The sequence below is a fragment of the Rhodococcus sp. NJ-530 genome, assembly GCF_003860625.1.
GTDB classification, from domain to species: domain Bacteria; phylum Actinomycetota; class Actinomycetes; order Mycobacteriales; family Mycobacteriaceae; genus Rhodococcus_F; species Rhodococcus_F qingshengii.
Genome location: NZ_CP034152.1, coordinates 2,722,977 through 2,748,699 on the forward strand (window position 1 = coordinate 2,722,977; position 25,723 = coordinate 2,748,699).

23 protein-coding genes are annotated in these 25,723 nt (G+C 63.1%); 22 read left to right on the forward strand and 1 reads right to left on the reverse strand.

Annotated features, from left to right (window positions below; translation table 11 throughout):
* Positions 1–184: 184 nt before the first annotated feature.
* The 12 genes from rimP to EHW12_RS12950 all read left to right on the forward strand — a co-directional run bounded on the left by rimP (position 185) and on the right by EHW12_RS12950 (position 11,850).
* Positions 185–805 carry a ribosome maturation factor RimP gene (gene rimP / locus EHW12_RS12895; protein ID WP_125050911.1) on the forward strand — a complete coding sequence of 207 codons (621 nt, stop codon included), beginning with the start codon at positions 185–187 and terminating at the stop codon, positions 803–805.
* Positions 802–1,833: a transcription termination factor NusA gene (nusA, locus tag EHW12_RS12900; RefSeq protein WP_003942738.1), complete on the forward strand. Its 1,032-nt coding sequence runs from the start codon at positions 802–804 to the stop codon at positions 1,831–1,833. The genes rimP and nusA overlap by 4 nt, the downstream gene beginning before the upstream one ends.
* A 44-nt stretch (positions 1,834–1,877) precedes the next feature.
* A complete protein-coding gene (locus EHW12_RS12905; RefSeq protein WP_019748063.1) occupies positions 1,878–2,228 on the forward strand; it encodes a YlxR family protein in 351 nt (116 codons plus the stop codon).
* A gap of 108 nt (positions 2,229–2,336) precedes the next feature.
* Positions 2,337–5,282 carry a translation initiation factor IF-2 gene (infB, locus tag EHW12_RS12910; RefSeq protein ID WP_030535614.1) on the forward strand — a complete coding sequence of 982 codons (2,946 nt, stop codon included), beginning with the start codon at positions 2,337–2,339 and terminating at the stop codon, positions 5,280–5,282.
* Between the two features lie 113 nt (positions 5,283–5,395).
* Entirely contained in the window at positions 5,396–5,686 is a 291-nt protein-coding gene (locus EHW12_RS12915) for a DUF503 domain-containing protein (RefSeq protein ID WP_003942205.1), read from the forward strand.
* Between the two features lie 266 nt (positions 5,687–5,952).
* A complete protein-coding gene (rbfA, locus tag EHW12_RS12920; protein WP_003942248.1) occupies positions 5,953–6,432 on the forward strand; it encodes a 30S ribosome-binding factor RbfA in 480 nt (159 codons plus the stop codon).
* A 12-nt stretch (positions 6,433–6,444) separates the two neighbouring features.
* On the forward strand, positions 6,445–7,437 hold the full coding sequence (locus tag EHW12_RS12925) for a bifunctional oligoribonuclease/PAP phosphatase NrnA (RefSeq protein WP_003942166.1): 993 nt from the start codon (positions 6,445–6,447) through the stop codon (positions 7,435–7,437).
* Between the two features lie 76 nt (positions 7,438–7,513).
* Positions 7,514–8,851, forward strand: a complete 1,338-nt coding sequence (locus EHW12_RS12930; protein ID WP_277426211.1) for an MATE family efflux transporter — start codon at positions 7,514–7,516, stop codon at positions 8,849–8,851.
* Positions 8,836–9,759: a metallophosphoesterase gene (locus tag EHW12_RS12935; protein WP_125050915.1), complete on the forward strand. Its 924-nt coding sequence runs from the start codon at positions 8,836–8,838 to the stop codon at positions 9,757–9,759. The genes EHW12_RS12930 and EHW12_RS12935 overlap by 16 nt, the downstream gene beginning before the upstream one ends.
* Positions 9,760–9,772: 13 nt before the next feature.
* Entirely contained in the window at positions 9,773–10,432 is a 660-nt protein-coding gene (locus EHW12_RS12940; RefSeq protein ID WP_125050917.1) for a 4'-phosphopantetheinyl transferase, read from the forward strand.
* 24 nt (positions 10,433–10,456) lie between these two features.
* Positions 10,457–11,377, forward strand: coding sequence for a tRNA pseudouridine(55) synthase TruB (gene truB, locus EHW12_RS12945; RefSeq protein ID WP_125050919.1), 921 nt, complete (start codon positions 10,457–10,459; stop codon positions 11,375–11,377).
* Between the two features lie 125 nt (positions 11,378–11,502).
* A complete protein-coding gene (locus tag EHW12_RS12950; RefSeq protein ID WP_241199156.1) occupies positions 11,503–11,850 on the forward strand; it encodes a GNAT family N-acetyltransferase in 348 nt (115 codons plus the stop codon).
* 9 nt (positions 11,851–11,859) lie between these two features.
* Here the strand turns inward: EHW12_RS12950 and EHW12_RS12955 are convergent, their stop codons facing one another.
* On the reverse strand, positions 11,860–12,606 hold the full coding sequence (locus EHW12_RS12955) for a metal-dependent transcriptional regulator (RefSeq protein ID WP_125050921.1): 747 nt from the start codon (positions 12,604–12,606) through the stop codon (positions 11,860–11,862).
* Positions 12,607–12,723: 117 nt separating this feature from the next.
* On the opposite strand from EHW12_RS12955, the gene EHW12_RS12960 reads away from it, so the two are divergent.
* The 10 genes from EHW12_RS12960 (at position 12,724) to EHW12_RS13005 (ending at position 25,720) form a co-directional block, all read left to right on the forward strand.
* Positions 12,724–13,704 (forward strand): bifunctional riboflavin kinase/FAD synthetase, encoded by a 981-nt coding sequence (locus EHW12_RS12960; RefSeq protein ID WP_003942148.1) that lies wholly within the window; start codon positions 12,724–12,726, stop codon positions 13,702–13,704.
* 157 nt (positions 13,705–13,861) lie between these two features.
* Entirely contained in the window at positions 13,862–14,131 is a 270-nt protein-coding gene (gene rpsO, locus EHW12_RS12965; RefSeq protein ID WP_003942254.1) for a 30S ribosomal protein S15, read from the forward strand.
* 452 nt (positions 14,132–14,583) lie between these two features.
* Positions 14,584–16,854 carry a polyribonucleotide nucleotidyltransferase gene (locus EHW12_RS12970; protein ID WP_054825606.1) on the forward strand — a complete coding sequence of 757 codons (2,271 nt, stop codon included), beginning with the start codon at positions 14,584–14,586 and terminating at the stop codon, positions 16,852–16,854.
* Positions 16,855–16,981: 127 nt separating this feature from the next.
* Positions 16,982–18,340: a pitrilysin family protein gene (locus tag EHW12_RS12975; RefSeq protein WP_065455642.1), complete on the forward strand. Its 1,359-nt coding sequence runs from the start codon at positions 16,982–16,984 to the stop codon at positions 18,338–18,340.
* 28 nt (positions 18,341–18,368) lie between these two features.
* On the forward strand, positions 18,369–19,481 hold the full coding sequence (locus tag EHW12_RS12980) for an alcohol dehydrogenase catalytic domain-containing protein (RefSeq protein WP_206434855.1): 1,113 nt from the start codon (positions 18,369–18,371) through the stop codon (positions 19,479–19,481).
* Positions 19,482–19,662: 181 nt separating this feature from the next.
* A complete protein-coding gene (locus EHW12_RS12985) occupies positions 19,663–21,294 on the forward strand; it encodes a cutinase family protein (protein WP_125050925.1) in 1,632 nt (543 codons plus the stop codon).
* A gap of 153 nt (positions 21,295–21,447) precedes the next feature.
* Positions 21,448–21,777 carry a hydrogenase maturation nickel metallochaperone HypA gene (gene hypA / locus EHW12_RS12990; RefSeq protein ID WP_073512368.1) on the forward strand — a complete coding sequence of 110 codons (330 nt, stop codon included), beginning with the start codon at positions 21,448–21,450 and terminating at the stop codon, positions 21,775–21,777.
* A gap of 2 nt (positions 21,778–21,779) precedes the next feature.
* The gene (gene hypB, locus EHW12_RS12995) at positions 21,780–22,592 is read left to right on the forward strand and encodes a hydrogenase nickel incorporation protein HypB (RefSeq protein ID WP_125050927.1); all 813 of its coding nucleotides are present in this window, start codon (positions 21,780–21,782) and stop codon (positions 22,590–22,592) included.
* Between the two features lie 164 nt (positions 22,593–22,756).
* The gene (locus EHW12_RS13000) at positions 22,757–23,872 is read left to right on the forward strand and encodes a hydrogenase expression protein HypE (protein WP_241199157.1); all 1,116 of its coding nucleotides are present in this window, start codon (positions 22,757–22,759) and stop codon (positions 23,870–23,872) included.
* Between the two features lie 54 nt (positions 23,873–23,926).
* Positions 23,927–25,720, forward strand: a complete 1,794-nt coding sequence (locus EHW12_RS13005) for a nickel-dependent hydrogenase large subunit (protein ID WP_019748080.1) — start codon at positions 23,927–23,929, stop codon at positions 25,718–25,720.
* Positions 25,721–25,723: the final 3 nt, after the last annotated feature.

Below are 25,723 nucleotides of genomic sequence, written 5' to 3' on the forward strand. Positions count from 1 at the left end.
ATCCGCGGCACGTGTTCAAGTGTGACGTGCGTCGGGCACTCTGGTCACGGAGACGCGCAATGAGCGGTACTCTTGGATGCTTGCAGCATGTGGCACCTGGTGTCTTTTCATGCTCGCAGCCGCCCACGTCGACAGTCGACACAAGTCGGACAATCGACGACAACTGAAATGAGGAGTTCGCGAGATGCCGGTGCCATCCAGGGAGAGGGTGATCGAGCTGATCTCCGAACTCGTGCACGCCCAGGGTTATGACGTCGAAGACGTTGTCGTGACCAGTGCGGGCAAGCACAGCGCGGTGCGCATCATGGTCGACAGCGATGCCGGGATCGAGCTCGATGCCGCCGCGGAGATCAGCAGACTCGTTTCGGAACTTTTCGACACCCTCGAGGAAATCGGTGAAACGCCGTACACCCTCGAGGTGACCTCCCCGGGAATTGACCGCCCACTGACGCTCGATCGTCACTGGCGTCGGGCTCGCGGACGTAAAGCGCGAATCGATCTGGCCGGCGAGACCGTGGTGGGCCGTATCGGAACGATGAACGACGATTCCGTGGCAGTTGTCATCGGTGGCCGTGGCGGACTGACCGTGCGCGAGATTGCACTGGGCGACGTTCAGAAGGCTGTAGTTCAGGTGGAGTTCTCGAAGCCCAGTGAGGCGGAGTTGGAACTCGCGGGCGGCATCCCGGAGGGGCGCGCAGTTCCTTCGGATGCGGTTGACCTCACCGAGGACTCGGGCGTGGACAGTGTCGAAGACGACGAAGCAGAATTAGAAGACGCAGAAAACGAAGAAGGGTTCGACAAGTGAATATCGACATTGCAGCGTTGCGAGCGATCGAAGCCGAAAAAGGTGTCTCGATCGAAACTGTGATCGCCACGATCCAGACCGCGCTGCTGACGGCGTACCGCCACACCGAGGGGCACAAGCAGAACGCTCGGATCGATGTCAACATCAAGACCGGTTCGGTGCGAGTGATGGCGCACGACACCGATGCCGACGGCAACATGATCGGTGAGGAGTGGGACGACACTCCCGAGGGATTTGGACGCATCGCGGCGACCACCGCACGCCAGGTCATCCTGCAGCGTCTGCGCGACGCCGAGCACGAGCGCAGTTTCGGTGAGTTCTCGACCCATGAGGGTGAAATCGTCGGCGGTGTCATTCAGCGTGACACGCGTGCGAATTCCCGCGGAATGGTCGTCGTCCGAATCGGCAGCGAATCCAATGGCGCCGAAGGATTGTTGCCGCCTGCAGAACAGGTTCCCGGCGAGAACTACGAGCACGGTGAGCGCATCAAGTGCTACGTCGTCGGGGTTGCTCGCGGAGCCCGCGGCCCACAGATCACCCTCTCGCGGACCCACCCGAACCTGGTTCGCAAGTTGTTCGCACTCGAGGTTCCAGAGATCGCGGACGGCAGCGTCGAGATCATCAACGTCGCGCGCGAAGCGGGACATCGTTCCAAGATCGCCGTTGCCTCACGTGTGCAGGGGCTCAACGCAAAGGGTGCATGCATCGGCCCGATGGGTCAGCGCGTCCGCAACGTCATGAGCGAACTCGCGGGGGAGAAGATCGACATCATCGACTTCGACGAAGATCCCGCGACGTTTGTGGGCAACGCACTTTCCCCGTCGAAAGTGGTCTCCGTCACTGTCGTCGATCCCGAGGCTCGTGCGGCCCGTGTCATCGTGCCCGATTTCCAGCTTTCGTTGGCCATCGGAAAAGAGGGTCAAAATGCCCGCCTGGCTGCGCGGTTGACGGGTTGGCGTATCGACATTCGTAGCGATGCGGCACCCGTTGGCGACGCGTCCGACCGGCCCGCCACGTCCAACGGATAACGGTGGAATGCAGTGATCGAGACGGTTCGGCGGTAGAGTGGACAATGGTTCGACGTGAGTCCTCGGATTCTGCGCGCGTGAAACCCGGTTCGCCGGTCAGAACGTGTGTGGGATGCAGGGAACAAGGGTCGGCTGTCGATCTGTTGAGGGTCGTGGTTGGTGAGCAGGGGCCGGAGGGTTCCCCGCTCGTCCCCGACGTATCGCGAAGACTCCCCGGTCGAGGTGCATGGCTGCACCTGGATCCGAGTTGTCTGAGCCTGGCAGAGCGGCGCCGAGCATTCAGCAGAGCACTGCGAGTGTCCGGAAATCTGGACACGTCCGCTGTCGACCAGCTGGTCGACGCAGTTCACACAAAAGCAGTACCTCTCGAGAAGAACAGGCACAAGCACTCATGAGCACACCGTGAAGCACCAACGATGAACGTCCATCGGCGATAACCCGAGGTCGTGCGGGACCCACATCTGTGGGATGCCTCCTGCTCGACCTCATCAGTGAGGAGAGCAGTGGCAGGCAAGGCCCGCGTGCACGAGTTGGCTAAAGAACTCGGTGTCACCAGCAAGGAACTACTCGCAACGCTCAAGGAGCAAGGCGAGTTCGTGAAGTCTGCGTCATCCACAGTGGAGGCGCCCGTCGCCCGTCGTCTGCGGGAGTCATTCCCGTCGGCAGGCGGAGCAGAAACCAAGTCCGAGACCGGCGCAGCCGCTCCGGCGGCTCGCCCCGCGGCAAAGCCCGGCGCACCGTCGCCGTCGGCTGCAAAGCCTGGCGCACCGCGTCCCGGCCCCAAGCCGGCCGCACCCGCACCGGCTGCTCCCGCAGCTCCGGCCCCGGCAGCCCCCGCGGCTCCCGCAGCCGCTGCTCCGGCAGCACCGTCAGCGCCGGTCCCCACACCGACGTTCAACGCTCCGAAACCAGCACAGCCGGCACGTCCGGCTCCGGCTGCTCCCGCAGCGTCGGCACCGGCAGCCCCCGCGGCTCCGGCCGCACCGTCCACCGGCGCAAAGCCCGGCGGACCGCGTCCGGGACCGAAGGCACCTCGCGTCGGTAACAACCCGTACTCCTCGGCACCCGCCGAGCGTCCGGCACCTCGTCCGGCTCCCGGCGCACCGCGTCCGGGCGCAGGTCAGGGCGGTTCTCGTCCGGCTCCGGGTCAGGGCGGTCCCCGTCCGGCTCCCGGTCAGGGTGGACCTCGTCCGGCTCCGGGTCAGGGCGGTCCCCGTCCGGCTCCCGGCCAGGGTGGACCCCGTCCGCCTGCAGGTCAGGGCGGACCCCGTCCCAGCCCCGGCTCCATGCCTCCTCGCCCGAACCCGGGTGCAATGCCTGCTCGTTCCGCTCGTCCCGCGCCCGGTGGCGGCGGACGTCCGGGTCGTCCCGGTGGCGCTCCCGGTGGTCGCCCGGGTGGCGGCGGCGGTGGATACCGCGGTGGCGGCGCTCCCGGCGCCGGTGCCGGTGCAGGTGCTCCCGGTGGAGCAGCTCCGGCCGGTGGATTCCGCGGTCGTCCCGGCGGCGGTGGCCGTCCCGGTCAGCGCGGCGCAGCGGCAGGTGCATTCGGTCGTCCCGGCGGAGCAGTTCGCCGTGGACGTAAGTCGAAGCGGGCGAAGCGCGCCGAGTACGAAAGCATGCAGGCTCCCGCAGTCGGCGGCGTCAGGCTGCCACGCGGCAACGGCGAGACCATCCGTCTCGCTCGCGGCGCATCTCTGTCGGACTTCGCGGACAAGATCGACGCGAACCCCGCAGCACTCGTGCAGGCGTTGTTCAACCTCGGTGAGATGGTCACGGCAACTCAGTCGGTCAACGACGAGACGCTGGAGCTGCTCGGCGGCGAAATGAACTACGTCGTGCAGGTCGTCAGCCCGGAGGACGAGGATCGCGAGCTGCTCGACAGCTTCGACCTCACCTACGGCGAGGACGCCGGCGGAGAAGAGGACCTCGAGTCCCGTCCGCCTGTGGTCACCGTCATGGGCCACGTCGACCACGGTAAGACCCGTCTGCTCGACGTGATCCGTAAGGCGAATGTCCGTGAGGGCGAAGCCGGCGGCATCACGCAGCACATCGGTGCCTACCAGGTGCTGACCGAGCTCGAGGGCAACGAGCGTCTCGTGACGTTCATCGACACCCCCGGTCACGAGGCCTTCACGGCCATGCGTGCTCGTGGTGCCAAGGCCACCGACCTCGCGATCCTTGTTGTCGCAGCCGACGACGGCGTCATGCCGCAGACGGTGGAAGCGATCAACCACGCCCAGGCGGCCGACGTGCCGATCGTGGTCGCGGTGAACAAGATCGACAAGGAAGGCGCGAACCCGGACAAGATCCGGCAGCAGCTCACCGAGTACGGACTGGTGGCCGAGGAATACGGCGGAGACACCATGTTCGTCGACATCTCGGCGAAGCAGGGTCTCAACATCGACGCACTGCTCGAAGCAGTGCTGTTGACGGCCGACGCTTCCCTGGATCTGCGCGCCAACCCGGACATGGACGCTCAGGGTGTTGCCATCGAGGCGCACCTCGACCGTGGCCGCGGCCCCGTCGCTACCGTGCTCATTCAGCGCGGAACGCTGCGGGTCGGCGACTCGATCGTTGCCGGCGATGCTTACGGCCGCGTCCGCCGCATGGTGGACGAGCACGGTCAGGACGTCCACGAGGCACTGCCTTCACGTCCGGTCCAGGTCATCGGCTTCACGTCGGTCCCCGGTGCAGGCGACAACCTGCTCGTGGTCGACGAGGACCGTATCGCTCGTCAGATCGCGGACCGTCGCAACGCACGTAAGCGCAACGCGCTTGCAGCGAAGAGTCGTAAGCGCATCAGCCTCGACGATCTCGATGCAGCTCTGAAGGAACATTCACAGCTGAACTTGATCCTCAAGGGTGACAACTCGGGAACCGTGGAGGCCCTCGAAGAGGCTCTCCTCGGAATTCCGATCGACGACGAGGTGCAGTTGCGCGTCATCGACCGCGGTGTCGGTGGCATCACGGAGACCAACGTCAACCTGGCTGCTGCGTCCAACGCGATCATCATCGGCTTCAACGTCCGCGCCGAAGGCAAGGCAACGGAGCTGGCGAACCGCGAGGGCGTCGACATTCGCTACTACTCGGTGATCTACCAGGCCATCGACGAGGTCGAAAAGGCACTCAAGGGTCTGCTCAAGCCGGTGTACGAAGAGGTCGAGCTGGGCAAGGCAGAGATCCGCGCCATGTTCCGTTCGTCCAAGATCGGCAACATTGCCGGTTGCTTGGTCACGTCGGGCAGCATCCGTCGCAACGCCAAGGCACGTCTCATCCGCGACAGCAAGGTCATCGCCGAGACGGTCACCATCTCCTCGCTCAAGCGGGAGAAGGAAGACGCTACCGAGGTTCGCGAAGGCTACGAATGTGGTTTGACCGTCACCTATTCCGATATCAAGATCGGTGACGTTCTCGAGTGCTACGAGCTTCGCGAGAAGCCGCGCGACTGATTATGTCGACACGGGCGTTGGGGCGGACGCACGTGAGTACTAGCTGACATGGACTCTTCCGGACTTGAACATACAAGTCCGGAAGAGTCCATTCGGCTCTGTCTAGGGGGAAAATGTTTGTAGGGGCACTGGAGTTCGACATTCTTTTCGGCGATGTCCACTCACTCAAGGAAAAGCGTTCGATGCTGTCGCCGATCCTGACGGAACTCCGTCGATTCGGCGTGAGTGCAGCGGAGGCGGGGGAGCAGGGACGCCTGCGTCGTGCGCTCGTGGGAGTCGGTGTGGTCAGTTCGTCCGTCGATCACCTGCACGACGTTCTCGATCATTGTGAGCGGGCGGTCGCCGAGCGTCCGGAGATTCAGTTGCTGGCTGTGCGAAGGCGAATTTTCGGCCCGGAAGACTGAGCGTCACCGATCTGTGTCGCTTAGCCACTCTTCCAGACGCCGTAACGAATCGAGTTCGTCGGCAAGGGATTCGGTGGTTTCGGGACCAACTGTGGCGGTGTTTGTGCTCACGCTCGAAACATGCGACAACTGACCTCTACCGATGGTGATTTGGTTGCCGGGTAGCCGATGGACGAGACTGTTGTCGGTAATAATTCTTGTTAACCAGAACTTTGATCGATCGAGTCACCTCGATTCGAGTGGCCAGGTAGAGGAGACTGACAGTCATGGTAGATCCAGCCCGGGCACGCAAGTTGGCAAAGCGTATCGGAACCATCGTCGCGACGGCGATCGATCACGAGATCAAGGATCCGCGACTCGCATTCGTGACCATCACGGACACCAAGGTCACCAACGATCTGCACGACGCGACGGTGTACTACACAGTCATGGGCGAGAAGGTCGATTCCGCACCCGATGTGGAAGCCGCCGCCGCAGGTCTCGAGAAGGCCAAGGGTGTTCTGCGCTCGAAGGTCGGTGCCGGAACCGGAGTTCGCTTCACACCGACTCTGACGTTTGTCGCCGATACCGTTCCCGACACCGCGCGTCATATGGAAGAACTGCTGGCCCGTGCCAAGGCCGCCGACGACGAGGTCGCCAAGGCGCGTGAGAATGCACAGCCGGCCGGAGATGCAGATCCGTACAAGGAGCCGCGAGTGGCTTCGGACGAAGACGAGGCGTCGCCAGATGTTCGTGAAGCCGACTGACGCGCACCGAGAATGACGATCACCGCACTTTCGGACGTCGACCCCTGCGAGGCGAAGTTCGCTCAGGTGGCCGAGGTTCTCGAAGCCGCACATTCGGTGACAATCCTCTGCCATGTGCAACCGGATGCAGACACGATCGGCAGCGGACTTGCACTCGGTCTCGTTCTCGAGCGTCGGGGAGTTTCGGTGCAGGTCGCGTTCAGTCGGCCGTCGGCGCTGCCCGAGTCGATGCGCGATTTCCCCGGTCTCCACTTGCTCGTGGCGCCCACTGATGTTCGGGAAAGTGTCGATGTACTGGTGACGGTGGATGTCGGCAGCGAGGGCCGCCTCGGTGAGTTGGCGAGTCGCCTCGCCGGCGCGAATCGCACGATCGTCCTTGATCACCATCGCTCCAATTCCGAGTTCGGAAGTATCAACGTCGTCGACGAAACCGCGGCCTCGACGACGGCACTCATCGCACGATTCTTCGATGCGTGGGGAGTCGCGATCGATCGCGACATCGCGCACTGTCTCTATGCCGGACTGGTCACCGACACCGGCTCCTTCCGGTGGGGAGGTCCGCTTCCGCACGTGCTCGCCGCGCGTTTGCTGGCGACCGGCATCGACGGCGACGCGATTGCGCGAAAGCTGCTCGACACCCATCCGTTCGGGTGGTTGCCGATGCTGGGCGCCGTACTCGGGTCCGCGGTGCTGGTTCCGGAAGCCGCGGACGGCCGTGGGCTGGTGTACGCGGTGATCCGACGCAGTGACATCGGCGATCTTCGCTCCGAGGAGATCGAGAGCGTCGTCGATATCGTGCGGACTACTTCGGAAGCCGAAGTTGCCGCCGTACTCAAAGAGTCGGTTTCCGGAAGCTGGTCGATCTCGTTGCGTGCAAAGTCGGCGATCGACGTGTCGGCGGTCGCTGAAAGTCTTGGTGGCGGCGGACATCGGCTGTCGGCCGGATACACGTCGACCAGTTCCAGCGACGAGATTGTTGCCGCGCTCGTCGCGGCACTCGGCTGAATCCGCGGCATTGAGCGAATCTGACGCCACCTCGGCGGGATCTTCGGCAGCTGATTTCGACGTCACTGGGCGACGAATCTTTTCCCTGGCGTTTCCGGCACTCGGGGTGCTGGCAGCCGAACCCCTCTATCTGTTGTTCGACATCGCCGTGGTCGGCCGACTCGGGGCACTCCCGCTGGCCGGGTTGGCAGTCGGTGGTCTGATCCTGTCGTTGGTGAGTACGCAGCTGACCTTCTTGTCGTATGGGACGACGGCGCGGGCCGCACGGCTTCACGGGGCGGGCCGCGAGCGCGACGCGGTGGGTGAGGGTGTTCAGGCGACCTGGCTGGCGGCCGCGATCGGCCTGGCCTTGGTCGTGATCGTGCAGGTGATCGCCGGCCCGCTGACTTCGGCGGTGGCCGGGACTCCCGACATCGCCGCGGCTGCGGAAAGTTGGCTTCGGATAGCGGTATTGGGTGTTCCACTCATCCTGGTAGCCCTGGCCGGCAACGGCTGGATGCGCGGGGTTCAGAACACGGTGCGACCGCTTCGATTCGTCCTTGTCGGCCTGGGTATTTCGGCGGTCTTGTGCCCGATTCTCGTTCACGGTTTGCTCGGTGCTCCGCGTATGGAGCTCGAAGGGTCGGCTGTCGCGAATCTGGTCGGCCAGAGCGTTTCGGGTGTCCTGTTCGCCTGGGCGCTCTTTCGTGAACCGGTCTCCGCTCGACCACATTTTGCGATCATGCGGGCGCAGATGCTGATGGGACGTGACCTGATTCTGCGCAGCCTCGCATTCCAAGCGTGTTTCGTTTCCGCGGCTGCAGTGGCGTCGAGGTTCGGTGCAGCTGTAGTCGGTGCCCACCAAGTTGTCCTCCAACTGTGGAACCTGGTTTCGCTCCTTCTCGATTCCTTGGCCATCGCCGCTCAGACGCTGATCGGAGCGGCGCTCGGCGGTGGATTCGCAGCCGCGGCGAAAAGGATGACCTGGCGGATCACCGCATGGTCGACGGTATTTGCCGTGGTGCTCGCGATCTTCTTCGCCGTCGGCCACTCCGTGATCCCCGGACTCTTCACGTCCGACGCCGAGGTGCTCGGTCAGATGTCGATCGCATGGTGGTTCTTCGTCGCGATCATGCCGGTGGCGGGAATCGTCTTCGCACTCGACGGTGTTCTACTCGGCGCCGGGGACGTGGTGTTTCTGCGCAACGCGACCATGCTGTGCGCAGTTCTCGGGTTTCTGCCCGCGATCTGGCTATCTCTCGCCTACGACTGGGGGCTGGCCGGAATTTGGGCAGGGCTTACCGTGTTCGTAGTACTTCGGATGGTCGCGGTGTCGTGGCGAGCGTTTTCCGGCAAGTGGGCAGTGACAGGTCCGGCGCCGGCGAAGCGCGGAAGTTCAACTGAGGAAGCAGAGGGATCGTGGCAGCAAAGCTGATGGCGGTGAGCGACATTCATGTCGGTCACAACGGCAACAAGCCGATGACGGAGGAACTGTTTCCGGATTCGCCTGACGACTGGCTCATTCTCGCCGGAGATGTTTCCGAGAAAACTGACGACATTCGGTGGGCGTTGAAGCTCCTTCGCAGCCGATTCGCAAAGGTCATCTGGATTCCGGGCAACCACGAACTGTGGACGACCGCCAAGGATCCGGTTCAGATTCACGGAGCGCCGCGCTACGAGTATCTGGTCAACATGTGCCGCGAACTCGACGTCATCACACCCGAGGACCCGTTCCCGGTGTGGGAGGGAGACGAGGGACCGGTCACGGTCGTCCCGATGTTTCTTCTCTACGACTACTCCTTCCTGCCGGAAGGTGCGCGAGACAAGGAACACGGGCTCGAGATCGCGCGTGACAAGAACGTCGTCGCCACCGACGAGTTCCTACTCTCACCGCAGCCGTATGCAACGCGCGACGCATGGTGCCGGGCGAGGATCGAGTACACCCAGGCGCGGTTGGACGCGCTTCCCGAAGGCACAAGAACCGTTCTCGTGAACCATTTCCCGATGGTCCGGCAGCCGACGGACGTACTCATGTATCCGGAGTTCGCACTGTGGTGCGGAACCACCGCTACCGCCGAGTGGCACGTGAAGTACAACGCGGTGTGCTCGGTGTACGGGCACCTGCACATCCCTCGAACCACGTACTACGACGGCGTCCGCTTCGAGGAAGTCTCACTCGGATACCCGCGCGAGTGGCGTCGGCGTGGACTGCCGGAGAAGTTGTTGCGTCAGATTCTTCCCGTTCCGGAGTACCCGCCGGGAACGCTCAACAAGTGGGGTGGCCACTTCAAGGTCACGCCGGAGCAGGAAGCCGAAGTCGAGCGCATGCGCGCCGGACGCTGAGAGGTATCGCTACGTGATCGAACAGATTCTTCCCGGTGGAGTTGCGACGGCCGAGGCCTTCGTCGATCCGCCCGGTCTGGTTCCGCACCCCAGTGAGGAAGCGTTGATCGGCCGCGCGGTCGAGAAGCGTCGTCGTGAGTTCGTGACCACCCGGCACCTAGCGCGCCAGGCGATGGGCAAGCTCGGTGTTCCGTCTGCCGCTGTCATGCGCGGTGAGCGTGGTGCGCCGCTCTGGCCGCAGGGAGTGGTCGGGAGCCTCGCCCATTGCGACGGCTACCGCGGCGCTGTCCTGGCGTACTCCATGCAGGTCCGCTCACTCGGTATCGACGCCGAACCGCACGGCCCGCTGCCGGACGGGGTATTGCCCGCGGTCAGCATCGAGGCGGAACGAACGTGGTTGGACACTCAGGAAACCGGCGGTCCGGTGCACTGGGACCGAGTGCTCTTCTGCGCGAAGGAAGCCACGTACAAGGCGTGGTTTCCGCTCACCGGGCGCTGGTTGGGTTTCGAGGACGCTCACATCACGTTCGAGGCGGAGTCGGAAACGTCCGGCACTTTCAACTCGCGTCTGCTGGTCCCCGGTGAGGCGACGTCCGGTCCGCCGCTCACCTCTTTCGACGGCAGGTGGTTGGTGTCGGACGGGCTCATTCTGACGGCAATTTCGGTGCCGTGAGCGCGACTGGCAGAATCGGCACACGTGTCAGCTCGTGAAAAGCCTTCCTCCGGTCTTGTCGGCGCCGGAATTCTGATCGTCGACAAAGAGGCGGGTATCACCAGCCACGACGTGGTCGCTCGGTGCCGCAAGTTGTTGAACACCCGGAAGGTGGGACACGCCGGGACGCTGGATCCCATGGCGACCGGTGTTCTCGTTCTCGGCGTCGAGCGTGCGACCAAGTTGCTCGGACTCCTGGCGCTGACAACCAAGGCGTACTCGGCGACGATTCGCCTCGGGGCAGCGACGGACACGGACGATGCTGAGGGGGAGGTCCTGACTTCCGCAGACGCTTCGCAGGTGACGGACGCGGAGATCGCGGCGATCGTGGCCACGCTGACCGGGGACATCAAGCAGATCCCGGCAAGCGTGAGCGCTATCAAGGTCGACGGTCAGCGCGCACATGCTCTGGTGCGTGCGGGAGAAACCGTCGAGCTGGCGCCGCGCCCGGTAACGGTGTCGACTTTCGAAGTTCTGGCTCGGCGAGATGTCCCGGGTGGCTTCGTCGATCTGGACGTCGACGTGGAGTGCTCGTCCGGTACGTACATCCGCTCGCTTGCCCGCGACCTCGGTCGTGAGTTGGGCGTCGGCGGTCATTTGACAGCATTGCGCCGCACCCGCGTCGGGCCGTTCACTCTCGAACATGCGCGCACGCTCGAAGATCTGGCGCAGCAGCCGGGTGTGAGCCTCGACATCGATCAGGCCGCGCAGACAGCCTTTCCGCATCGGCAGATCACGGCGGAGGAAGCCGAGGCGATCAGCCAAGGGCGCTGGCTCGAGCCGATCGGGATGAAAGGGATCTGTGCGGCGATCGATCCCACCGGTCACACCATTGCCCTCCTGCAGGAAAAGGGTCGACGCGCCAGTTCGGTGATGGTCGTGCGACCGGCGACGCTTCGCGGGTGATCGTCCGCGAGCGTGTCGACGGCGACCTCGACGGGTGCGTCGATGCGCTGGCACAGGTCCACGAGTGCGACGGATATCCGAACACGTGGCCGGAACACCCGCGCCGCTAGCTCAGTTCGCCCACGGTGGTGAAGGCGTGGGTCGGTGAGAGTGACGGTCGTGTTGTCGATCATGTGGCCGTCGACAGCGAGGTCGCAGGTGCGCCCAGAACCGCGGGATCGATAGCCGTGTCGCGATTGTTCGTTCATCCTGGCTCACGTGGAAACGGCCTCAGCGATGCGCTACTCGATGCCGTGACGGATTTCGCAGCCGAGAGTCGGTTGGAACTGGTGCTCGACGTCGTCGACGACGCTCTGCCGGCGATCGCACTGTACGAGCGTCGAGGGTGGGTGTACGTCGACGAGAGGCTCGCCGACTGGACCCGGACCGACGGCGTCCGGCCCGTGGAACGCCGATACCGACTGCCGCTTTGACTACCTCGGCTAGACGAGCCAAATTGCTTGAGCGACTGGACTTCCCAAGTCGATGGTGTTGGGGCTGTCGCCGAGTCGAACGGACACTGTCCCGGCGAAATCGCGGCGCTCCTCGACGGTGATCTCGACATCGAGACTGACGCCGACGGAATCGAAGTACCGGAGCATTTCGGGATCGGAATCGGAGATCCGGGCAACGCGGCCCCGCTCACCGTTGGCGAAGTCGCTGAGCTGGCGGGCCGGGGGAGTCGGCACCGAACCGTCGGTGGCGGGAATGGGATCACCGTGCGGGTCACGTTCGGGGAAGCCCAGTTTGGCGTCCATCCGCGAGATCATCAGATCGGAAACGGCGTGTTCGAGGACTTCGGCCTCGTCGTGGACTTCGTCCCAGCCGTACCCGAGTTCCTGAACCAGATAGGTCTCGATCAACCGGTGGCGCCGGACCATGGAGACGGCGGCCGCGCGGCCACTGTCGGTCAGGGCGATGGATCCGTAGCGGGCGTGATCGACCAGGCCCTGGTCCGAGAGTTTGCGGATCGCCTCGGACACCGTCGAGGCCGAGACGCTCATTTTCTCGGACAGGAGCTTGGTGGAAACCCGCTCGTGGGACCACTCCTGGATAGTCCAGATGACCTTGAGGTAGTCCTGGGCCACCGACGAGAGTGCGAGCGTGTCGATTGCCGCGCCCTGCGCCGAAGTGCTGTCGCCATCCGACGTCGATGATGCTTCCGAGGTTCCGGTCTTGTGAGCTGCCACAACGCTTAGCTTAGGCTACGAAATCCGGAACTTCCGTACGTGAGCGGCAGCACAGCGGTGATTCGCTGGGCGGGTCCGAACGTGACCCGCCGCCGGTGGACCCGTAGGCTGCCAATCGTGCTGAGATGGCGTGGTCTCGACGAAGTTCCGGCCGATTGGGGTCGTTGTGTGCTCACTATCGGTGTGTTCGACGGTGTGCATCGTGGGCATGCCCAATTGATAGCGAGAGCGGTTACCGCTGCCCGCAAACGTGGTGTTCCGAGCGTGTTGATGACGTTCGACCCGCATCCCATGGAGGTTGTGCGGCCGGGTAGTCATCCAGCCCAGTTGACGACGCTGCAACGGCGTGCGGAATTGGCTCAGGATCTGGGCATCGACGTGTTCTGCGTGATGCCGTTCACCGCTGATTTCATGAAGCTGACGCCGGAGCGCTACGTCCACGAGATTCTCGTCGAACGTCTACATGTCGCCGAGGTCGTGGTGGGGGACAACTTCACCTTCGGCAAGAAGGCGCTCGGCAATGTCGATCTTCTTCGTGAAATGGGCGCTCGCTTCGGCTTTGCCGTCGACGGCGTCCAGCTGCTCGCCGAGCATGCGGTGACGTTCTCGTCGACCTACATCCGCTCGTGCGTCGACGCAGGCGACATGGAAGCGGCTACCGAAGCTCTGGGCCGTCCACATCGTGTCGAAGGTGTGGTCGTCCACGGTGACAAGCGTGGACGCGAGTTGGGGTTCCCGACGGCCAACGTTGCACCGCCGATGTTTTCGGCGATTCCGGCCGACGGCGTGTACGCGGCGTGGTTCACGGTGCTCGGTGCCGGCGAGGAACTCGGAACCGTCGTTCCCGGTCGCCGATACCAAGCCGCGGTGTCTGTGGGTACCAATCCGACCTTCTCGGGCCGGACCCGAACCGTGGAGGCATACGTTCTCGACACCGAAGCAGACCTGTACGGACAACACGTCGCGGTCGACCTGGTTTCGCGGATTCGCGGCATGGAGAAGTTCGACTCGATCGAGTCGCTCATCACGGCGATGAACCGAGATGTCGAACGCGCACGCCGGATTCTGAGTGAGGATGCAGAACGCAGCGTCGGTTGAGCTGCTCCTGTGTCAGTGGCGGCCGCCACACTCGCTCCAGGTGGGCGAAAGCGCCTCATTGCTGCTGGTAGGATCTTCTCTCGGTGCGTGCTGCGGTTTGCGGTGGCCGCACCGATCTAGTTCCTTTCACGCAAACGTCATCACAGGAGTGAATCAAGTGGCATTGACCACGGAAGAAAAGAAGGTCGTTCTCGGCGAGTACGGCTTGCACGAGACCGACACGGGATCGCCTGAAGCTCAGGTGGCAATGCTCACCAAGCGCATCACCGATCTCACCGAGCACCTCAAGACCCACAAGCATGACCACCACTCGCGTCGTGGACTGCTCTTGATGGTCGGTCGCCGTCGTCGTCTGCTGAAGTACGTGGCAAAGACTGACGTCGCTCGCTACCGCACGCTCATCGAGCGTCTCGGCCTGCGTCGCTAGATTTTTCTCACGACGCTGATCGAAAGCAACACGGCATGCTTCGGTTTGCCGAACACTCCGTCAGCCGGCGAAGCCACGCATATACTGGGCTTCGCTGGCTTTCGGCGTTAGCTGCCGCAAGGCAGTTTCCGCTGTCGGCGCTATGCACAGTTGTCCAGGCGCAGTTGTCTAGGCGCAGTTGTGCAGTGCGCAGCCAGCACACCGTATGCACCAGAGAACGTGGTGTCGGTTGTCGGTAGTGGTTCTCCGGACCGGGCAAGTGCCCGAAAGCTCCGGCGGACTTCGATCGACGGCCGCCCGAACGTCGTGACGTCCCGAAGCAGAAATCGCTCGCATCGCAAGGAGCGTCTGCAATTCAAGAGGGGGACGTCCCTCGGTGCGCAGTTTCCACCAGGAGGGTGGAAACGCCCGCGCGGGTACGGCGAAGACGAGAGGGAAGTGAAGAGAAAAGAATGACAGACAATTCCGTAGTAGAGGTCGACGAAGGCGTGTTCGAATCCACCGCCGTGATCGACAACGGGTCTTTCGGTACCCGCACCATCCGTTTCGAGACCGGACGCCTTGCTCAGCAGGCCGCCGGCGCCGTCGTTGCTTACCTGGACGACGAGACCATGCTGCTGTCCGCCACGAGCGCCAGCAAGCACCCCAAGGAGCACTTCGACTTCTTCCCCCTGACGGTGGACGTCGAAGAGCGCATGTACGCAGCGGGCCGCATCCCCGGTTCGTTCTTCCGTCGTGAGGGACGCCCCTCCACCGATGCGATCCTGACCTGCCGCCTCATCGACCGGCCGCTGCGCCCGTCATTCGTCGACGGTCTCCGTAACGAGATCCAGGTCGTCGTCACGGTCATGAGCCTCAACCCCCAGGATCTGTACGACGTCGTGGCCATCAACGCCGCTTCCGCGTCGACGCAGATCGCCGGCCTGCCGTTCTCCGGACCCGTCGGTGGCGTGCGCGTTGCACTCATCGTCTCGGACGAGAACAAGACCGGCCAGTGGGTTGCGTTCCCGACGGTCGATCAGCTCGAGAACGCCGTCTTCGACATGGTCGTCGCCGGCCGCGTCGTTTCCGGTAGCGGTGACAACGCCGACGTCGCGATCATGATGGTCGAGGCCGAGGCCACCGACAACGTCATCGCGAAGATCGCCGACGGCGCTCAGGCACCGACCGAGGCCATCGTCGCCGAGGGCCTCGAGGCCGCCAAGCCGTTCATCGCACGCCTGTGCGCTGCACAGGCAGCACTTGCATCCAAGGCTGCAAAGCCCACGGGTGACTATCCGGTCTTCCCGGCGTACCAGGACGACGTTTTTGCTGCCGTCGAGGCTGCTGCGTCCGAAAAGCTCAATGCCGCACTGACAATCGCCGGCAAGCAGGAACGCGACGACAAGACCGACGAGGTCAAGGTCGAGGTTCTCGAGCAGGTTGCACCCAACTTCGAAGGCCGCGAGAAGGAACTGGGAGCAGCGTTCCGCTCGCTCACCAAGAAGCTGGTTCGCCAGCGCATCCTGCGCGATCAGTTCCGCATCGACGGCCGCGGCGTCACGGACATCCGTTCGCTGTCCGCCGAGGTCGCGATCATCCCGCGCGCACACGGCTCCGCACTGTTCGAGCGTGGCGAGACCCAGATCCTGGGTGTGACCACTCTCGACATGGTCAAGATGGCTCAGCAGGTCGACTCGCTCGGTCCCGAGACCACCAAGCGCTACATGCATCATTACAACTTCCCGCCTTACTCCACCGGTGAGACGGGCCGCGTCGGTTCGCCGAAGCGTCGCGAAATCGGTCACGGTGCACTCGCCGAGCGCGCTCTCATGCCGGTTCTGCCCAGCGTCGAAGAGTTCCCTTACGCGATTCGCCAGGTCTCCGAGGCTCTGAGCTCCAACGGTTCCACCTCGATGGGCTCGGTGTGCGCGTCCACGCTCGCTCTGCTCAACGCCGGTGTGCCGCTTCGCGCTCCGGTTGCCGGTATCGCCATGGGTCTGGTCTCCGACCAGGTCGACGGTGAGACCCGTTACGTCGCTCTGACCGACATCCTCGGTGCCGAAGACGCCTTCGGCGACATGGACTTCAAGGTCGCAGGCACCAAGGACTTCGTCACGGCCCTGCAGCTGGACACGAAGCTCGACGGCATCCCGTCGCAGGTTCTTGCCGGTGCACTCTCGCAGGCCAAGGACGCACGGACCACGATCCTCGAGGTCATGGCGGAAGCCATCGACACCCCGGACGAGATGAGCCCGTTCGCTCCCCGCGTGACGGCCATCAAGGTCCCTGTCGACAAGATCGGTGAGGTCATCGGCCCCAAGGGCAAGATGATCAACTCCATCACCGAGCAGACCGGTGCCAACATCTCCATCGAAGACGACGGCACCGTGTTCGTCGGCGCCACCGATGGACCGTCTGCACAGGCCGCGATCGACATGATCAACGCCATTGCCAACCCGCAGCTCCCCAAGGTCGGCGAGCGGTTCCTGGGCACGGTCGTCAAGACCACCGCCTTCGGAGCCTTCGTTTCGCTCCTGCCGGGACGCGACGGACTGGTGCACATCTCGAAGCTGGGCAGCGGTAAGCGCATTGCCAAGGTCGAAGACGTGGTCAACGTCGGATCCAAGATCCGCGTCGAGATCGCCGACATCGATGCTCGCGGCAAGATCTCGCTGATCCCGGTCGAAGAGGGCAACGACGAGGCTGCCGCTCCGGCCGCCGACGAGGCTGCTTCCGAGTAGATCTCACTTCGTACTCTGATGCGGCCCCGCGCGGATTTCCGTGCGGGGCCGCATCTGTACTGTCTGTAGACACAGAGCCTGTAGATACCTGATTGACCACTTGCACCGAGGACTGCTGAACCTTTTCATGGCAAAGACCACTCCCAACACCACGCGCAGCCGCAGCGCTGTGCTGAAATCGCCGATCGATGCGACTCCCGAATCCGGAGTACAGCGCACGGTCCTTCCCGGCGGCCTGCGCGTCGTCACCGAGTTCATTCCCGGTGTGCGTTCCGCCTCCGTCGGTGTGTGGGTCGGAGTCGGCTCGCGCGACGAGCAGCCGAGTGTGGCCGGTGCCGCGCATTTTCTCGAGCACCTGCTGTTCAAGTCGACGCCGTCACGGACGGCGTTGGACATCGCGCAGGTCATGGATGGTGTGGGCGGCGAACTCAATGCATTCACGTCGAAGGAACACACCTGTTTCTACGCGCACGTGATCGACGACGACCTTCCGATGGCGGTTGACCTTGTCGCCGACGTCGTGCTGCGAGGGCGTTGCAGGACCGCGGACGTCGATGTCGAGCGGCAAGTAGTGCTCGAAGAGATCGCGATGCGTGACGACGATCCGGAAGACTTGCTCGGCGACGCGTTCCTGACCGCGTTGTTCGGCGATCATCCTGTCGGCCGTCCGATCATCGGTAGCGTCGAATCGATCGAGTCGATGTCGCGCAATCAGTTGCATTCCTTCCATGTTCGGCGTTACACACCGCAGCGGATGGTGCTGGCCGTAGCGGGAAACGTCGACCACAAGCAGGTTGTGACGCTCGCTCGCCGTGCATTTGCCGGACATCTCGAGCGCGGGGTCAAGCCGGCGCCGCGGCGCGAAGGCACTCTGCGTTTGCGAACGATGCCTGAACTGAGCTTGACCCACCGCGACAGCGAGCAGGTCCACCTTGCGCTCGGGGTACGCGCGTTCGGCCGGCACGAGGGCCATCGCTGGGCGCTGTCTGTGCTCAACGCCGCAGTGGGCGGTGGGCTGAGTTCTCGTCTGTTCCAAGAGATTCGGGAGAAGCGCGGGCTTGCGTACTCCGTCTATTCGGGCGTCGACACCTTCGCGGACACCGGAGCGTTCTCCGTGTATGCAGGTTGCCAGCCGGAGAACCTCGGGGAGGTTGCCACGGTGATCCGCGAGGTACTCGCGAACGTGGCGACGGACGGAATCACCGATGCTGAGATCGCCCGCGCCAAGGGATCGCTGCGCGGCGGATTGGTTCTGGCACTGGAAGATTCAGGCTCACGCATGAACCGTATCGGTCGCAGTGAACTGAACTACGGCAACCATCGCAGTGTTGCGCAGACGCTCACGACCATCGACGCAGTCACCTCCGAAGAGGTGCTCGAGGTGGCGCAGGTGCTCTTGACGAGGCCGTTTGCAGCCGCCGTCGTGGGTCCGTACAAGCGGGTTCGTGACCTCCCCGCGTCGGTACGCGGGATCGTGGGCAAGTAGTTCGAACTATCGAAATCGGGGTGTGCAGTTGAAGATCCGTGGTGCAGTGCTCGAAGAGATCGGCCGGAAGCGTCCCTTCGCAGAGTCGACTCCGATTTCGATTTCGGAACTCGACCTCGAATCCCCGGGCCCGGGTGAGATCCTGGTCAAGATCGAAGCTGCCGGGCTTTGTCACTCCGACCTCTCCGTGGTCGACGGGAATCGGGTACGACCCGTGCCGATGTTGTTGGGCCATGAGGCGGCAGGTCGAATCATCGAACTCGGCGACGGAGTTGATTCGTTGTCGGTGGGCACCCGCGTCGTGATGACTTTTCTTCCGCGGTGTGGTGAATGCGCGGGATGCGCCACTGACGGCCGGATGCCTTGCACGGTGGGTAGCGCCGCCAACAACGACGGCAGTTTGCTCGGTGGCGCGCATCGACTGCGGCGCTCCGGCGAGAACGTCAAACATCATCTCGGTGTTTCGGGTTTCGCGACGCATGCTGTGGTCAACGCCAAGTCGGTTGTTCCCGTCGACGACGACATCCCGGCCGAAATTGCAGCCGTACTCGGTTGCGCGGTGTTGACCGGTGGGGGAGCGCTCCTCAACGCGGCGAAGCCTCGCCCGGCAGACACCGTGATGGTGGTCGGCTTGGGTGGCGTCGGGATGGCCGCAATCCTGACGGCGAGGGCACTCGGGGTCGAGAACGTCATCGGTGTCGACGCACTGGAGTCCAAGCTGGCTCAGGCGCTGGAACTGGGCGCGACCGAGGTCTTCACACCGTCCGGCCTGGCCGAGAGTGGCGTTCGCGCAGACATCGTCGTCGAGGCCGCGGGAAATGCTCGGGCCTTCGAGACAGCGGTGGCTGCGACGGCAGCGGGTGGCACGACCGTCACGGTCGGGTTGCCGGCGCCTGACGCGCGCTCGTCGATCTCACCTCTCGGACTGGTCGCCGAAGCGCGGACCATTGTCGGCAGCTACCTGGGATCTGCGGTCCCGTCCCGCGACATCCCGATCTACGCGCAGTTGTGGCGCGACGGGAAGCTGCCGGTCGAGAAGCTCATTTCCTCGCGAATCGAATTGGCCGACATCAATTCGGGTATGGACGAACTCGCCGACGGAAAAGCAATCCGACAGGTCATTATCTTCGACGCGGAGTAGGTGCACGTCGGTGTTATGCAGCGGAAATGAGGCGTTTGCGCCCCCGATTCCCTCCCGAGTCGCCACGGAAAATCGTTACCCGTTGTAACGCTCCTCTCGTACTGGACGACTACTCGAATGACGTTGCGTGACGCCCCGGGGGTCGGTCGTACGTTTTCCAAAAGCTGATTGGGGAGAAGATATGCCGGTTCGTGGGTTCTTTTCGCGACATCGAATACTGGCGGGTGCAGTAGCGCCCGCAGCGCTCGGCGTGGCCGCACTGGTCGCGGTCGCAGTTGCCGTGGATTCTCCGCAATCGCAGACGATCGAGACCGAATTGACCGCGTCTGTCACCGAGTGTCACGACACGGTCGGGATCGGTGTCGCCGGTCGCGGTGACACGCCGGTCGAGGGTACGACGAAGATGCTCGTCGGTGCGGATGGAAAGACACTCCTCCCGGCGGCGCTCACAGACGACTACAGCAGCCACTGGGTGGACCCGGTACTCAAGGCGCCCGCCGGGTCGGTCAAGGACGGCTCGTACGCCTCGGTCTACATTGCGTACCCCGCCAACATGGACAGTTACGAAGAAGCCGTGACGACGGGCGCGGACAACACCCGAGCGGTCATGAAGGCGATCAGTGCCGCATGCCCGAACACGAAGTTCTCGATTGTCGGCTACAGCGAGGGCGCTGACGTAGTGCGCCGCGTGGCGATGGACATCGGCTCGGAGTCGAGCACCTCCGGCATCAATCCGGACAACGTCGTCGGTGTGGTGATCTTCGCCGACGCCGGTCGACTCGCGGGCGAGGGCCCGTTCCCCGGCGCGAAAAACCCCTACACGAACCCTGACGGTTTCAACGAGCAATATCAGGACGGTAAGAACACCGCTTCCGGATCTGGTGCACTTCCAGGTACCAGTGGGGACTTCGGGGCCCTGAAAGGCAAGATTGCGTCGTTCTGCTCTGACGGCGACCTCACCTGCGCAGCCCCCGAGAACATTTCACTCCTGATCCTGGCGGCAAACGTCGGTCGGCAGCTCAACGTCGACCAGTTGCAAGCGCAGAATCTGACGCCGGCCACCGGCATGGATATCGCGGTCGTGATGGGACGCGTGGTGTTCGACGCGTTCAACGACATCTCGAGTAATCCCACCTGGATGCAGAGCGACGAAACCTTCCTCGATGTCTTGCTGAAGGTGTCCGACCCGGCGTACAAGCCGAGCGAGGCCACCAACAAGCCAGTCGCAAAGGACTCGGTTTCCACGGAGGAAGTGTCGCCGTTGGCGTACCTGCCGCAGAAACTGTTCAAGGAAATCGTCGGGCTCATCGCCACGAACCAGAACACGATCCCCGTCGTCATGAACGATCCGTACGGCCTCACTTTGGGCCCGGACGTCGGTCACCACTTCGACTACTGGCGTGATTCGGATGCCGCAAACGGCAAGCCCCTGACGTCAGCGGAGTATGCAGCGGCGTGGCTGACTTATCTGGCCAAACAGGCGCAAGACGGCAAGCCGGTCGATTCGTCGGCGAAGCCGACCGCAGAAGAGATGGCGGATGCCATCGATGCCTTGGCTGCTTCGCCTTCGGTTACCGACTCGGCCAAGCCCACCACAACCACGGGCGCAGCTGCGCAACCCGCACCCGCAGGTTCGGGATCTGCAGTACCGGCACCCGCGGTGCCGACGACGTCATCGGTTGCGCCGGCCGCGACGCCGAGTGTGACGTCGACCGTGGCGCCGTCGACTTCGGTCCAGTCGAGTGCACCGCCCGCCGCGACCACGGCGACGACAACATCGACGACAACGACGACACAAGCTGCAGCCGGCTAGCCGAGAGGTTTCCGTTCGTCAAAAACGCTGTCACAGGCTGCGATCCGCAATAGTTGCGGATCGCGGCCTGTTTTCGTGTACGGGTTACGCACAGCGACCGTTGGTGCTTATCGTGGAAGGGAGGTTTCCGGATCACGAATCGTGGGTTTCACCGTGCACGAGCTGTCCATTGCGCAGAGTGTGGTCGAAGCCGTGTGTGAGCGTGCCGGCGAGCGACGAGTATCGAGCGTGCGGCTTGAAGTAGGGCAACTCTGCGCGGTGGTTCCACACTCTCTGCTGTTCTGCTTCGACGTCGTCACCGCGGGTACTCACGCCGAAGGTGCCAGCTTGCACATCGATGAGATTGCAACCAGCGCGCGATGCAAAAGCTGCGGCGTGATGTTCTCGCCGCCCGACATGTTCTTGCTGTGTGAATGCGGCAGTGCTGATGTCGAGGTGCTTGCCGGCCGAGAGTTACGGATCCTGTCGATGGAAGTGAGCTGAGCATGTGCGCGACGTGTGGGTGCGGGGACACCACAGGACCTCGGGTGTCGGTAGTCGCAGACGGAGAACACGAGCAGGAACACGACGATCATGGGCACGGTCACGGGCACGGTCACGAGCATGACCATGAGCACGGCCACCCCGACCACACCGTGATTCTCGAGCAACAGGTGCTCGCTAAGAACGACGGCATTGCTGTTCACAATCGTGAGTGGATGCGAAGCCGCCGAATCACGGCGCTCAACATCATGAGTTCCCCCGGCGCGGGGAAGACAACGTTGCTGGCGCGAACTATCCGGGAGCTCGGATGTCAGCGACCGATAGCCGTGATCGAAGGTGACCAGGAAACCCGGCTCGACGCCGAGCGGATCCGAGAGACCGGCGCGTCGGTGGTGCAGGTGAATACCGGGGCCGGATGTCACCTCGATGCCGCGATGATCGACCGCGCACTGCGCGCCTTGGATCCCGCTGAAGAATCGCTGCTTCTGATCGAAAACGTCGGAAACCTGGTGTGCCCCGCGCTCTTCGACCTCGGCGAGGAAGGCAAGGTTGTCCTAATTTCGACGCCGGAGGGGGCAGACAAGCCGAAAAAGTACCCACACATCTTCGCTGTCGCGGACCTCGTGGTGATCAACAAGATCGACTTGCTCCCGTACGTCGAGTTCGACGTCGATGCCTGCGTCGAGCAGGCGAGAATACTCAATCCTGCTGTGCGCGTTGCTGTTTTGTCTGCCACGACAGGTGAGGGCATGGACGAGTGGTACGAGTGGATCGGTAGTCGTTCGGCGATTTCTCCGGTGGCCGTTGACAACTGATCTGCTCGGGTAGTTAATGAAATGAGTGGGTGCCACGCAAGTGGGCCGAGGTTCGACTCCGGTGGCGTCAGCGTTTCGGTGCCGCGGCAATTCGAGGCCACGTCGTGTCAGGCCGGTGGCGGCGCCGAGAATCAGGCGCAAGTGCACCCGTGAAAGCGGCTGACATGGACACACAAAAATCGACTGCTGGCACCACGGCGGAACCTGCCTCCGAAAGCGCAGCTACCCCCGCAAGCGCAGCGGCCAAAGCGGAAGAAACTCTGATCCACGTGCTGTGGATCAATGCCGGTCTCAGTTGCGACGGAGATTCGGTGGCGCTCACTGCAGCCACGCAACCCAGTATCGAGGAGATCGCGCTCGGCGCCTTGCCCGGCCTGCCGCAGGTAGCGGTTCATTGGCCGCTCATCGACTTCGAATGCGGACCGCAGGGTGGCGCTGACGATTTCCTGGAGTGGTTTTGGAAAGCCGACCGCGGAGAACTGGAACCCTTTGTTCTTGTCGTCGAAGGATCGATACCGAACGAGAAACTTCACGACGAGGGGTATTGGTGCGGCTTCGGGAACAATCGCGAAACCGGCCAACCGGTCACCACGAGCGAATGGCTCGACAAGCTGGCACCGAAAGCCACTGCGGTAGTTGCGGTCGGTACGTGCGCGACCTACGGCGGCATACATGCGATGGCCGGCAATCCGACCGGTGCGATGGGCGTGCCGGACTATCTCGGGTGGACCTGGAAATCGAAGGCGGGCATCCCGATCGTCTGCGTTCCCGGGTGTCCCATTCAGCCGGACAACCTCTCCGAGACCCTGACCTACCTTCTGTACATCGCCACTGATCAGGCGCCGATGATTCCCTTGGACGAATCCCTGCGCCCGCAGTGGCTTTTCGGTGCCACCGTACACGAGGGCTGTGACCGTGGTGGGTACTACGAGCAGGGTGAGTTCGCGACGGAGTACGGGTCACCGAAGTGCATCGTCAAACTCGGATGTTGGGGACCGGTCGTGAAATGCAATGTCCCCAAACGTGGTTGGATCAACGGAGTCGGCGGGTGTCCTAATGTCGGCGGGATCTGCATCGGGTGCACGATGCCGGGATTCCCCGACAAGTTCATGCCGTTCATGGATGAACCACCTGGCGGCAAACTCTCCACCAATGCGGTGGGAATGTACGGGTCCGTGATCCACAGTCTGCGCCGGATCACCGGTCACACGTTGGACAAGGAACCGCACTGGCGCGAGCGCGGGTCGAAGTTGCTCACCGGTGCAACGCGTACGTGGTGACCGACCGGATACATTCAAATCAGTTCGTGAGCAACGTCTCTGGGAGGCACTGCAATGACGGCCATCGTTCCCGAACCCACCTCGACTGCGGACCGCGACGGTCTTGTCGAGATGGCGTGGGACCCCATCACCCGAATCGTCGGCAGTCTGGGTATCTACACCAAGATCGACTTTGCCAATCGCGAAGTGGTGGAGTGCCACAGCACGTCGTCGATTTTTCGTGGGTATTCCCTGTTCATGAAGGGGAAGGACCCGCGCGACGCGCATTTCATCACCAGTCGTATCTGCGGCATCTGCGGTGACAATCACGCCACGTGCTCGTGCTACGCACAGAACATGGCGTACGGCGTCAAGCCGCCGCATCTGGGCGAGTGGATCGTCAATCTCGGCGAGGCCGCCGAGTACATGTTCGACCACAACATCTTTCAAGAGAATCTTGTCGCCGTCGACTACTGCGAGAAGATGGTCTCCGAGACGAATCCCGGTGTGCTGGCGCAGGCAGAGAACACGCGCTGCCCGCACGAGGAGCAGCACGGGTATCGCACGATCGCGGACATCATGCGGACTCTCAATCCGTTCACGGGTGAGTTCTATCGCGAAGCGTTGCAAGTCTCGCGTTCGACTCGCGAAATGTTCTGCTTGATGGAGGGCAGGCACGTTCACCCGTCGACGCTCTACCCCGGCGGCGTCGGCACCGTCGCGACGATCGAACTGATGACGGACTACATGTCGCGGCTGATGCGGTACGTCGAATTCATGAAGAAGGTCGTGCCGATGCACGACGACCTGTTCGACTTCTTCTACCAGGCGCTGCCTGGTTACGAGAAGGTTGGCCTGCGGCGGACCCTGCTGGGTTGTTGGGGATCGTTCCAAGACCCCGAGTACTGCAATTTCTCCTACAAGGACATGACCGACTGGGGCCGGAAGATGTTTGTCACTCCCGGTGTGGTTGTCGACGGAAAGTTGGTCACCACGGATCTGGTGGACATCAACCTCGGTATCCGGATCATGCTGGGCTCCTCGTATTACGAGGACTGGAGTGATCAGGAGATGTTCGTCAAAACCGATCCGCTGGGTAACCCGGTCGATCGCAGGCACCCGTGGAATCAGCACACCAACCCTCACCCGCAGAAGCGGAACCTCGAGGACAAGTACAGCTGGGTCATGTCACCGCGATGGTTCGACGGAAAAGACAACCTTGCTCTGGATACGGGTGGGGGAGCATTGGCTCGTCTGTGGAGCACCGCTCTGGCCGGCCTGGTCGACATCGGATACCTGGAGTCGACCGGACACAGTGTGAAGATCAATCTTCCGAAAACAGCACTGAAGGGTCCTGTCTCGCTCGAGTGGAAGATTCCCGAACATGGCAGCAATACCCTCGAAAGAAACCGCGCGCGAACGTATTTCCAGGCATACGCAGCCGCGGCTGCCCTTCATTTCGCCGAGAAGGCGCTTGTCGAGATCCGGGCCGGCCGGACCAAGACGTGGGAGTCGTTCGAGGTCCCGGACGAGGGTATCGGTTGCGGATTCACCGAAGCGGTCCGCGGAGTTCTCTCACACCACATGGTGATTCGTGACGGAAAAATCGCGAACTATCACCCGTACCCACCGACACCGTGGAATGCGAGCCCGCGCGACAGCTACGGAACCCCCGGTCCCTACGAGGATGCCGTGCAGGGTCAGCCGATCTTCGAGGAGAACGATCGAGACCACTTCAAGGGCATCGACATCATGCGGACCGTGCGTAGTTTCGATCCCTGCCTGCCCTGTGGTGTTCACATGTATCTCGGCGGTGGCAAGACCCTGGAGAAGTTGCACTCTCCGACGCAGTCCGTGACCGGGGAGTGATCG

What these genes read in the sequence shown, in the direction of transcription:
- rimP (WP_125050911.1), top strand. Translation starts at nt 185, where the DNA reads ATGCCGGTGCCATCCAGGGAGAGGGTGATCGAGCTGATCTCCGAACTC.
- EHW12_RS12905 (WP_019748063.1), top strand. Translation starts at nt 1,878, where the DNA reads ATGGTTCGACGTGAGTCCTCGGATTCTGCGCGCGTGAAACCCGGTTCG.
- EHW12_RS12915 (WP_003942205.1), top strand. Translation starts at nt 5,396, where the DNA reads ATGTTTGTAGGGGCACTGGAGTTCGACATTCTTTTCGGCGATGTCCAC.
- rbfA (WP_003942248.1), top strand. Translation starts at nt 5,953, where the DNA reads ATGGTAGATCCAGCCCGGGCACGCAAGTTGGCAAAGCGTATCGGAACC.
- EHW12_RS12925 (WP_003942166.1), top strand. Translation starts at nt 6,445, where the DNA reads ATGACGATCACCGCACTTTCGGACGTCGACCCCTGCGAGGCGAAGTTC.
- EHW12_RS12970 (WP_054825606.1), top strand. Translation starts at nt 14,584, where the DNA reads ATGACAGACAATTCCGTAGTAGAGGTCGACGAAGGCGTGTTCGAATCC.
- EHW12_RS12975 (WP_065455642.1), top strand. Translation starts at nt 16,982, where the DNA reads ATGGCAAAGACCACTCCCAACACCACGCGCAGCCGCAGCGCTGTGCTG.
- EHW12_RS12985 (WP_125050925.1), top strand. Translation starts at nt 19,663, where the DNA reads ATGCCGGTTCGTGGGTTCTTTTCGCGACATCGAATACTGGCGGGTGCA.
- hypB (WP_125050927.1), top strand. Translation starts at nt 21,780, where the DNA reads ATGTGCGCGACGTGTGGGTGCGGGGACACCACAGGACCTCGGGTGTCG.
- EHW12_RS13000 (WP_241199157.1), top strand. Translation starts at nt 22,757, where the DNA reads ATGGACACACAAAAATCGACTGCTGGCACCACGGCGGAACCTGCCTCC.
- EHW12_RS13005 (WP_019748080.1), top strand. Translation starts at nt 23,927, where the DNA reads ATGACGGCCATCGTTCCCGAACCCACCTCGACTGCGGACCGCGACGGT.